Raw genomic sequence first — 271 nt, 5'->3', positions numbered from 1 at the left:
CACAAGAAGAATTTGACTTTGAGTCTTTTAAGAATGAGACTATTGCCGGCCTTTATTCTGGAAAAAAAATGACTGGCACCGATGGGATTCTGTCTCCAATGGTGAAGCACTTTCTGGAATCTATGATGTGCGGTGAGCTTGAACACCACCTTGCTCAGGATAAACTTAACGAGCAAATTAACCGTAAGAACGGTAAAACGAAGAAGACCGTGCGTAGTCTAAGTGCTGGCTCATTTGAGTTAGAAACTGATCGTGACCGCCTGGGTACTTT

1 pseudogene is annotated in these 271 nt (G+C 43.2%); it reads left to right on the top strand.

Annotated features, from left to right (window positions below):
• Positions 1-271: pseudogene (locus GNY06_RS04525) on the top strand (IS256 family transposase); the annotation flags it as partial.

Source organism: Elizabethkingia argenteiflava, from assembly GCF_009904105.1.
GTDB classification, from domain to species: domain Bacteria; phylum Bacteroidota; class Bacteroidia; order Flavobacteriales; family Weeksellaceae; genus Elizabethkingia; species Elizabethkingia argenteiflava.
The sequence above is the reverse complement of the archived record's forward strand: the minus strand, read 5'-3'. Positions and strand labels throughout refer to the sequence as shown.